This is a genomic window from Cytophagia bacterium CHB2 (genome assembly GCA_030263535.1).
Classification (GTDB): Bacteria; Zhuqueibacterota; Zhuqueibacteria; order Zhuqueibacterales; family Zhuqueibacteraceae; genus Coneutiohabitans.
The window spans coordinates 1-9,876 of sequence record SZPB01000243.1; the positions used below are offsets into that span (position 1 = coordinate 1).

9 protein-coding genes are annotated in these 9,876 nt (G+C 57.5%); 3 read left to right on the forward strand and 6 right to left on the reverse strand.

Going from position 1 to position 9,876, the window contains the following annotated elements; all coding sequences use genetic code 11:
- From FBQ85_20370 to FBQ85_20380, 3 genes are all read left to right on the forward strand, one after another.
- Nucleotides 1-481: FAD-dependent oxidoreductase (locus FBQ85_20370; GenBank protein ID MDL1877492.1), on the forward strand; the 481-nt coding region annotated here is incomplete at its 5' end.
- 47 nt (nucleotides 482-528) lie between these two features.
- A complete protein-coding gene (locus FBQ85_20375) occupies nucleotides 529-939 on the forward strand; it encodes a rhodanese-like domain-containing protein (GenBank protein ID MDL1877493.1) in 411 nt (136 codons plus the stop codon).
- Nucleotides 780-1,235: a helix-turn-helix domain-containing protein gene (locus tag FBQ85_20380; protein ID MDL1877494.1), complete on the forward strand. Its 456-nt coding sequence runs from the start codon at nucleotides 780-782 to the stop codon at nucleotides 1,233-1,235. Before FBQ85_20375 ends, FBQ85_20380 begins: the two co-directional genes overlap by 160 nt.
- 67 nt (nucleotides 1,236-1,302) lie before the next feature.
- Here FBQ85_20380 and FBQ85_20385 read toward each other — a convergent pair whose 3' ends face one another.
- The 6 genes from FBQ85_20385 to FBQ85_20410 form a co-directional block, all read right to left on the reverse strand.
- On the reverse strand, nucleotides 1,303-2,145 hold the full coding sequence (locus FBQ85_20385) for a phytanoyl-CoA dioxygenase family protein (GenBank protein ID MDL1877495.1): 843 nt from the start codon (nucleotides 2,143-2,145) through the stop codon (nucleotides 1,303-1,305).
- Between the two features lie 137 nt (nucleotides 2,146-2,282).
- Nucleotides 2,283-3,242 (reverse strand): aldo/keto reductase, encoded by a 960-nt coding sequence (locus FBQ85_20390; protein MDL1877496.1) that lies wholly within the window; start codon nucleotides 3,240-3,242, stop codon nucleotides 2,283-2,285.
- Entirely contained in the window at nucleotides 3,239-3,958 is a 720-nt protein-coding gene (locus FBQ85_20395) for a creatininase family protein (GenBank protein ID MDL1877497.1), read from the reverse strand. The genes FBQ85_20390 and FBQ85_20395 overlap by 4 nt, the downstream gene beginning before the upstream one ends.
- 113 nt (nucleotides 3,959-4,071) lie before the next feature.
- A complete protein-coding gene (locus FBQ85_20400) occupies nucleotides 4,072-5,685 on the reverse strand; it encodes a hypothetical protein (GenBank protein ID MDL1877498.1) in 1,614 nt (537 codons plus the stop codon).
- Between the two features lie 332 nt (nucleotides 5,686-6,017).
- The gene (locus tag FBQ85_20405) at nucleotides 6,018-7,220 is read right to left on the reverse strand and encodes an aminotransferase class III-fold pyridoxal phosphate-dependent enzyme (protein ID MDL1877499.1); all 1,203 of its coding nucleotides are present in this window, start codon (nucleotides 7,218-7,220) and stop codon (nucleotides 6,018-6,020) included.
- 124 nt (nucleotides 7,221-7,344) lie between these two features.
- On the reverse strand, nucleotides 7,345-9,876 hold a 2,532-nt coding region (locus FBQ85_20410; protein ID MDL1877500.1), incomplete at its 5' end, for a hypothetical protein.

A 9,876-nucleotide genomic window follows, 5' to 3' on the forward strand; every position in this document is an offset into this window, starting at 1 on the left:
CGGCGTCATCGAGAAATGCTGCCTGCGCTTCGAAAGACCGTTCTGGCCGGTCGACGTGGACTGGGTCGAGTTCGTCTCCGGCCGGCGCGGCGAGTGGGCCGAGTGGCTGAGCCTGGCGCGCGCCACGGGCACGCCGGTGCTGGTCGGCTTCCAAGGCGGCGCGCCGGCGCGCGCTCTCGCTGCGCTCGACGACGGCGCCCTAGTCGATGCGGCGCTGGGGGCGTTGCGCGCCATGTTCGGGAAGAAGGTGCCGGCTCCGGCGGGCGCGATCGTCACGCGCTGGGCGGCCGATCCGTTCGCGCGCGGCGCCTATTCGTTCAACGCGGTCGGCAGCGACGGCGCGATGCGCCGGGCGCTCGCCGAACCGGTCGACGGTCGGCTGTTCTTCGCCGGCGAGGCGACCTCGGCTGACTATTTCGCCACGACGCACGGCGCCTATCTGTCCGGGCTCGCCGCCGCGGACGCGGTTCTGTCGGCCTGATCGCCTCGATTGGGCAGGCCTACGCCGAAACCCACTCGCCCTTGCGCATGACCGGCACGGCGGAACCGTCGGCGGCCAGCCCGTCGCCCAGCTCGGAGCCATCGATCGCGGTCGTGAGCCCCAGGACGACGCCCTCGACATCCACCAGGTACCCCTGGTCCCCCACCCACCAGGCCACGATGGGTGTCCGCTCGAGCACCGAGATGGAGACGCGGTCGGGCACTGTGCCGGGGGCGGTGTTAATCCCGCTGAACGAACTCGGCCGCCGCATGAACACATTGCCGCGCGACCGGAAAATATTGACGATTTGCCGGTCAAGCCACCGCAGCCCCATCGCCGCGCGACAACTCAAGCGGGCGGGTTACGATGTGGTCAACGTCCTGGGGGGCACGATCGGCTGGTATCGGGCGGGGCTGCCCATGGTGAAACCGGACGACGGCGGAGCCGGCGCGGGGTAGCGCGAACGTCGCGACCGGGGGTATGCGGTTGTGCCGGATCACCCTGCGATCAGGCGTGCTCGGCGCTGGACGCCGGGCAATTCGGCCATGCCACCCTGATCGTCGGGCCGCCGCGGATCGGCAAGCGCCTGCTGGCGGAAACCGATCAAGAAATCATTTCCATTTGTTTCTCCTCGGGCTTCAACGATCTCGCGCACTTTTACCGCATTTTCAAACGCTATACCTCGCTTTCGCCGCGCCAATTCCGTCTCAATGCCGGCTACCATTCCGCGAAAATGGCAAAACACGAGCACTAAAAGGACTCACCGCCGCATCTTGTTGGGAAGCTGAAAAGAGGCGCGTAGGGATGCTCGCACGGATTCGTTACGCGCCGTTTCGATATTTCCGGTTCTGCAATTCACATTTCTGATTCCACGCCTGCCAGTCGCCAAACGGCATGTGCCTGCCTGCGACATATTTCGGCCACGGATTATACTCATTCACACCGCGCACCGCTTCACCGCGCAACATGAAAGCGCTGGGGTGTTTTTTCTCCGAGAGAATGCGCGTGCTTGCGGGAATATATCGTATCGTCAAGCCGCGGCGCCAGCGGCTGGAGGTGTTGGCATTGGAGCCATGAATGACGTTGGGATGATGCACGGAAACATCGCCGGCAGCCAGCAGGACATCAACCGCTTGGCTTTCATCGATCTGCGCCGGATCGATGCCAGAACCCAGCACGTTTGTGCCGTCGTTTTGTTGAACGAGTTCCTCCGGGGTAAGCAGCCGCATGTTTTGCGTGCGCGGCAGCACGCGCATGCAGCCGTTCTCCGCATCAGTGTTGTCAATTGCCAGCCAAAGCGTAACCACTTCCATTGGCTCTAACGGCCAATACGTACCATCTTGATGCCACAGCACTGCCTGCCCGTCATAAGGCCTTTTGCAAATATAGTGTGACGCAAAAAGCGCAATGTTCGGTCCGATGAACTGCTCCGCAACATCGAGCAGGCGATCATCACTGATGAGTCTCACCCAAAACGGATCGTCGGTCATCAAGAAATGATGAAGCTGCTCCGGACGCGTCTCCGGGTTCTTTTGCAAGAGCCAATCGACATGCTGCCGGGCCTCGCCAACCAAATCCGCATCGAGCACGTTGCGGAAGATGCTGTAACCTTCGTGATCGAAATGGGATTTGCTGCTGATTGTTGGGGATGGAGAAGAGTTCATGGATTTTCCTCGATTGGTTGCTTCGGTGTTTGAGTTTCGTGACTACACCGTAAATGAAAATCGTGGCGCCCTGGCCAGTGTGTGAGTACATCGCCAAATTCTTTTTGAATAGTACTCACGCGCCGGCGGGATTGGCATCACGCGGCCTGAAAATCGCGTGTGTGAATGTCATTTGCCTGTTGCATTTCTTCAGCGGCATAAGGCGCCGCCTCAGAGGCGGCGGCGCAATCCAGAATCTCATCGGGCTTGCTGGCGCCGGAGAGCACGAGTGAAATCTCCGCATGATCCAACACCCAGCGCAGCGCGGCCTGGGGCAGCGTGTCAATATCGCCGCGCATGAGAAAGTGAAGACGTTCGGTGTAATCCACCCGCGCCGCAATTTCCTCGCGCGAGTATCGGGCGTTCAGGCTCTGCGGCGGGAAAACGGTGTCACGCGTGATCGTGCCGGAGAGAAAGCCGTTTGCCAGCGATTCGCGCGCTATGATACCGAGGTTTTCGCGGCCCAAATCGCGGATGAGCTGGCGTGCTTCGCGATTCATCAGGCTGTACACGACTTGAATGACATCGATCCTTCTCTCCGCCGCCCAGGCGCGCGCCATTTGTTGCGTGTCTTCAAATTTGGAAATCGAATGCCCGACAAAGCGAATTTTGCCTTCGCCTTTGAGCTGGTCCAGCGCCTCCCACACGTCATCGTGAATTTCTTCCGCGCTGAACGGGGAGTGAAAGAACAGCACGTCGAGATGATCGCGCTGCAGGCGTCGCAAGCTTTCTTCCACTGAAGTGCGCGCCCGTTTGCCGTGAAAATTGGGAAGGTTGCCCTCGGTGGCATTCCGGCCGAATTTGCTGGAGATGATAACGTCATTGCGTTTTGCCCCCAGGCCTCTGCCCAGAATTTCCTCGGCGACGCCATCGCGCGTTGCCGTGCCGTACAACGGTGCAGTATCAAAGAAGTTGATGCCGCTGTCAAGCGCTGCGGCAATTGTGTTCAGCGCCTCACGCTCCGTTACGGTTCCGTAAATCTGAGAGGCAAAAGCCCACGTTCCCAGGCCGATCTCGCTGCAGCGCAAACCTGTGCGTCCCAAAGTGCGGTATTTCATCGCGAGTATTCCTCGAGTAGCTTTTGGATTTTCGGCGCCGCGTTTTTCAAAAACACCTGCAGCATTTCTGCACCCTCGGCGCTGCTGGCCCGTCGGGGATCTTCGCCCCACACGCCGTCCTCATCGAGCGTCGCCGCGCGCTTCGCAGGCAACAGGCTCAAATCGACCAACTCCGGTTTGAAGAGAAGTTGAAAGGAAGTTTCACCGCGCGCTGCATGATTTTTGGGAAATGCGCCTTCGAGCGGCTCCGAATCCGGCATTGCCCACAAACCAACTTGCGGGTGGCGCTCGCGAAAGGCCTCGGCAGCGGCTTGAATGGCTTTCACATGACCCTCGCCGTAATGCCCGGTGATGAGCACGATCACTTTGAAATCTTCGTCGGCAAGCTGCTCAAGAAACTCCAAACACAACTTGGTCACGGTTTCAGTGGCGTGCTCAATGGTGTGATGAAAGCCTTTGTAGGGTTTGATGGTGTCTGTGCCGGCGTACACCGCCGGCAAAACCACACCACCGGTTTCTTTGGCAAGCGCCTCACAAAGCCCCTGCGCTTTGATGCCATCCAGGCCAATCGGCGCGTGATAGCTGTGCCATTCCAACGCGCCCCAGGGCAAATAGGCGATGGGCGCCCGCGCGCGAATCGCTTCAATTTGCGCCGGACGCAGTTGCTCGTATTTTCCCCAAAGAAGTTGTACCAAGAGCGCCTCCGGTTTGATGATAGATTACTCTTTAATGCTGCCCGGACTTCTGTCATCCCGCAGGGAGCTTGTGACGCACCATGCACCCAGCCAAGAACATGATAAGATTCCTATTGAATGACAGGGCCAGAGGGCTACGCCAACGTCACTTGCTCCAAAATCCGTTGCATATTCCTGCCGAGAATGTTGCGCTTGTCTTCTTCTGAAATATTTGCATACGCCACCCAGCCGAATTGCGGAAACGGATCGCGCATCGGCGCATCCGAACCGTAGAGCACGCGCTCGGAGCCTAACTCGCGCACCATGTATTCGATCGTGCCGTTGGTGACCGAGGTGAACGTGATTTCCAAGAAACAGTTGGGAAATTCCTTCGCCAGCGCCACATGATGCCGCGCCACCGGCCAGGTCCAGCCGGAATGCGCCAAAATGAAATTGACATGCGGATAGCGCTTTGCCAAGTCTGGCATCTCTTGTTTGAAGTTGTCGGATGGGTGCATGAGCGCGAACAAATGATGCGCGTTGCCGTATTCCCACCAGGGCGTGTAACGCGGATCATTGTAGGGCGCGCCCATGCGCGGAAAATACGGCTTCATCCCGCGAAAACCGCATTTTTCATAATAATAGCGCAGCTCTTTCTCCCAATCCGTGACATAGTTGGGATCGAGCGCGGCATAGCCGACAATTTCTTCAGGGAATTCGATCATTGCTTGTCGCGTGTCGTCGTTGCCCAATTCGTAGTCCGTCCAAATCGCCGTCCATGCGCTGATGCAGGTTTTTTTCACACCAAGCCTGCGATTGCGCTCGACTACGCCCTTGCCATCGCATTCATTCATCACCACCATGGCCGCGCCGCGCGTGCCGCGCTGGCCCATGTGTGCATGCGCATCGATCACAATAGAGTCGGTAATGGGCTGACCCTGCAATGCCTTTGCGATGATGCCGTCTTGCGGCTGGTGTGCCGGATATTCCGGCGGAAGCTCGGGCAGGCGCAACAGCCGCTGCAAGTTTCCACCGGCAATGGCGCGGCGTTGTTCATCGTCAAGCTCGGAATAATCTACATAAGCGCGCGCCGCACCGATGCTTTTCTCCAACGCTTCTGAGCCGAACAACAATCGTTTATGGCCAATGCGCTTGCACCAAAATTCCAGCATGCGATTGCCCTGATAGTTGGAGAATTCGAAATACAAATTCGGAAAGCGATCAGCCAATGGAAGAAGCATGCGGGTGGCTTCCCAGCGCACGCTGTGCAGCAAGAAAGGCAGGCGGGGGAAATTTTCGCAAATCCATGCGACTTCCTGCCATTCGATTTGCACAGCCGGGCCATATTCGCCGCGATCGACGATGAGCAGTGTCTGTGTTTCCTGCATGGCCGCGAGAAGTTCACCCAGCGTGCCATGATCAACTGCGTGTCTGTAGAAGCGCGGAAAGGTCTTCAAGGCACGCACACCCTGGCGTTCCATTTCAGGCAATAAATCGTGAGGATGCGGAAACTCACCCGAGTGATGCGGCAGCGCCACCCAGCAGGGATACAGCCGCGGATGCTTGCGGCATTCGGCAAGCACCAGGGGATTGCCGACTTCCGGATGTACTTCCTTGGCTTGATGCGCATACACCAAAGCACCGTGCACACAGCAACGTTGCATCTCGTCGAGCAACTGCGCGGTGGTCCATGGCGCTTCAGGATCTTTGCCCGCGCGCCGGCCAATGGCAGCGAAGCTGTCGAAGTAACGAATGTCAGTGATGGTCATGGTTTAGAATTGATGAGGGGATTTGAATCTTGATTCATGGAGCTGTTCATTACTGCATTCGGGTCTTGGTCTCTTTAGAGTGAAATCGTTGTTCTCAAAGCAGCATTTTCCTCCAGCGGATAGAAACAACCCAACTGATAACGAGTTTTTTCATCTGCTGGGTTGTTTCAATCCGTTGGCAGGTTTTTTTGAGTTGCGGTTTGTCGCCGGGATCCTCCCACAAAAAACACCGGCTGTCATCCAGAAGAGATCTTGTGAAGCACCTTGCACACAGCCGAGTGCCACACAAGATGCCTGCTGAATGGCATGACGCACAGAGCGATTTGAAAATTTCAGCAGATCGCGCGCGCGGCCTCCCGCACTTTTTCCAAAGCCTGGTCGATATCGCCCGGCTGATGCGAAAAGTTGATGAACCAACGGTCGCTCGGAAAAACACCGCGTTTGAACACTTGCGCGAACAAGCGGCTTTGCCATTGCATGTTCTCCGCTTCGCCGGCGCCTTCGAACTGAATGTACGGCGCAGCCGCAACCCCGGCCGCATGCGCCGGCAGCCCGTTTTCCTTGATGATTTCCTGAAAACCATCACGCAAGCGCTTTCCCATTTTGTTGATGTGATCATGCACCGGTTGTGTGCGCATGATTGCCATCGTGGCTTTGCTGGCCGCCAGCGAAAGCGTTTCGCCGGCATAGGTCGTCGTGATGATCGTCTTTTCGAGCGTTTGCATGAACTCGCGTTTGCCGGCAAATGCTGAAACCGGATAACCGTTGGCCATGGCTTTCGCAAACGCCGCGAGATCCGGCGTAATGCCGTAGTATTCCTGCGCCCCGCCACGTGCCAGGCGAAAGCCGGTGAGCACTTCATCAAAGATCAACAAAGCACCGTACTGATCACATTTCTGGCGCAGCAACGCGAGAAATTCTTCGCCGGTATCCTCGTTCCATTCATAAGGCACCGTGATCGCGCCCGCCAGCTCACGGCCGTGTTCATTGAAAACGCGCTCGACGGCCTCGCGATCACCGTATTTGATTTCATGCACATACTCGTTCAACACCCGCGGCACGCCGGGATTGGGCCAGTTTAAGGCCGACCAGTCGTGATAGCCATGATAACCAATCGTGAGAATGTGCTCCCGGCCGGTATACGCGCGCGCCAGACGCACACAACTTGTGCAGGCGTCGGCGCCGGTTTTCATGAAGCGGATTTGTTCCACCCAAGGCACGTTCTGACAGAATGCCTCCGCCACGTCCAATTCGAGCGGACTGGCCATACTGAACAGCACGCCGTTTTCCATCTGCGCCCGCACCGCGGCTTCGACCTCGGGATAGCGATATCCCAAAATAATCGGACCCAGAGCGCAGCGAAAATCGATATACTCGCGATCGTCCAAGTCCCAGATGCGACAGCCTTGTCCGCGTTTGATGAACGGTGGCATGAATTCGCCGTACTCCGGCCGCCAGCGTTTGGCATTGGTTTGCGTGGCCCACGGCATGCGCGCGGTCGCGCGAGCATAATGTTCAGAATGTTTGGGAGTCATGGTTGTTTCGTTTGTTTGTAGTAGCCCCTTCTGGGGCTGGATCGAAATTTCTTAACTGCATGCAAGAGATGGCAGAACCTTCAAGGCGTGATTCTCAATTAAGGGTGAGCGCCTGAAGGCGCGACTACAAGCGGACAACGAACTTCAATCTCAAGGACAGGATTTTCCTGGGCCCAACTTCAAACCGCACGCGCTTGCCCGCTTCAACCTGCAATTCCTGCACATCGCGCTCGTTGAGTTGGGTCAGCCAAACCGAGCGCAGCGCACACGCTGAAACCAATTCGCCCGGCACGCTGACAGCGGTGGGATTATATATTCGCAAAATGAATCCTTGCTCATCCTCCGCCGGTTTGCACGCGGAGAGCACGAGTGACGAGGGCGAAAGCGCCATGCCGAATGGCGCGAGATCAACCGCCGGCTCGCCGCCTCGGCGCATGGCCAAAAAAGGCAGATGAAAATTCTCCAACTGTTCGTTGACATAGCCGTACGCTTCGAACTGCGAGGCCGTGTGCGGAATGATCGCGTAACGAAAAGTATGCGTGCCCGGACATTGCGCTTCGGGCGTGTAGGTGATCCAGCCCGCTTCACCGCCGGGCCGTGTGAGCAGATCGCCGCCGGACAGCCGCGCTACGCAACGCAATAATGTGATCGCGAGCGTACCCGGTTCTTCCGCTTTTAATTCATACTCTGGCATCCCGGCTGTGGCAATCGTCAATCCCCGTTCGCCCTCCAGAATGGTCACACCGCGCTGCATGGGGTGCACGGCCGTCGGCACTTCGATTTTGAATTCAGCAGGATTGACGGCATGATGCTCGCGCCGCGTGAGGCCAAATTGACTGTCGGCATAACTGATGTTCGTGCGAAATCCCGAAGGAAACAACACGCGCAAGCGATGATCTTTTGCAGTGTTTTCCACCGTCGTCTGAAATTCCACCCACGGCTGGTTGTGATATAGACTCACGCGCGTGCGAATCGGCAGTTGTACGCGGCGGCGCGCTCTGCTTCGGCGCGAATCCATCAAGCCTTCAGGCAGAGAAAGCGTGAGGGCGATCGCGAGCGTGGCGCGCAGAGGTCCGGTTTCCACGAGAGTCACGGTTGCGGCAGCGTCCTGCGAAGTGAAAATGGCATCCTTGCGGGGATAAGAATAATTGTATTCATCGCCGGCATCGCCGCCATCTTCGAACACATGCAGGCCGGAGAAGTGTTCGCCGGTGCGCTTGTCCAGCAAATTGATGGCGCCATTGCCCTGCACCTCTACGCGCAGATAATCATTTTCCAGAAAGTTCTCCTGCGCGCGCAAGCTGCTGTGATAAACCGGCATGCTTTTTTGCAATTCCACACGGTAGCGCGCGAACCCCAGGCCGGGAACCTGCGCCGCATCAACCAATACGTGAAAGCGTTCGGTGAGTCGCTTGGAAGGATAGGAATAGTCGCTATAGCGCAAGCCATGGCCTTCGGGTTCATGCTGCAAGATTTGATAGGGCACTTCATTACCCTTTTCATCGCGCAAACAGAAACCGGAAATGAGCGGCAGCGGTTTTTTGACACGCACAGTTGGATTCAATCCCACCACGATTTTTTGCCGGAAGAATTCCACCGACGCGGCCGCCACCTGGCTGGTATTGCGCATCTGCGGATTGAAAACCAAAACACTCTCGTGGCCTTCCCAGGCATCGGGATGAAGCTGGCGCACGGACTTGTCGATGATCGCTTCGCCCACTTGCTGCACTTTTTCGAAGCGCGTCATCATTTCGCGATGCACGGCATCGATGCTGCAGCCGCAGATTGAATCATGCGGATGATTTTGCAGGAGGAGTTTCCAGCCATGTTCCAGCATGGCAAAAAGCTGTTGCCGGCCCGCCAAGGTGGCCCACATGGTCAGCGGCTCGGCGTAGCGCGTCAGCATTTTCTCCGCGGCATGATTCGCCTGTTTGAGGTACATGCGCGAGGAATACACGCCCGATTGCACGGCAAAAGCGTAGCGAAAGCCCCAGTGCAATTCGCCCTCGACTTGCCCCAGCTCAATTTGATGCTCGCGCAAATGGTTCTTCACCGCTGCCGCATAAGCCGGGATGCTACTGTGGATGAATTCGCCTTGGCCCAGTGCGGTCATCACGTGCAACGCTTGCGGTAAATACGGCTCGGGAAAATGATGGTCGCCGCCGTTCATGCACAAACGATGCGGGGTGGTGGCGCGCGGGTCGAGAATCTCTTGCAGTTCGCGCGCTTTGCGGCGAAAGGCCTTATCATTGTTTTCGCCGATATACGCATCGCCATAACCGTTGGGCGGCAGGTGAATCATCAACACTTCGGAGCCTTCCGGCGCGACCCAGCGGTACTCGGATTTTTCCTGTCCCGGTTCTCCGCCGAAACCGCGATAGACAATTGCCGTGTCCATCTCGAAGCCGCGCAAAATGGCCGGCATCATGGCGAGGTGACTGAAGGAGTCTGGAATATACCCCACCGGCATCACCGGGCCATAGGCCGCGCCCACTTTTTTACCGATGAGCAAATTGCGCACGGTGGATTCGCCGGAGACCAGATACTCGTCCGGCAAAATGTACCACGGTCCGATGGAAATCTTTCCCGCTTGAATCAGTTGCTGCAACTCAGCCGCGCGTTGCGGCAGGATCGCAGCATAGTCTTCGAGCACAAT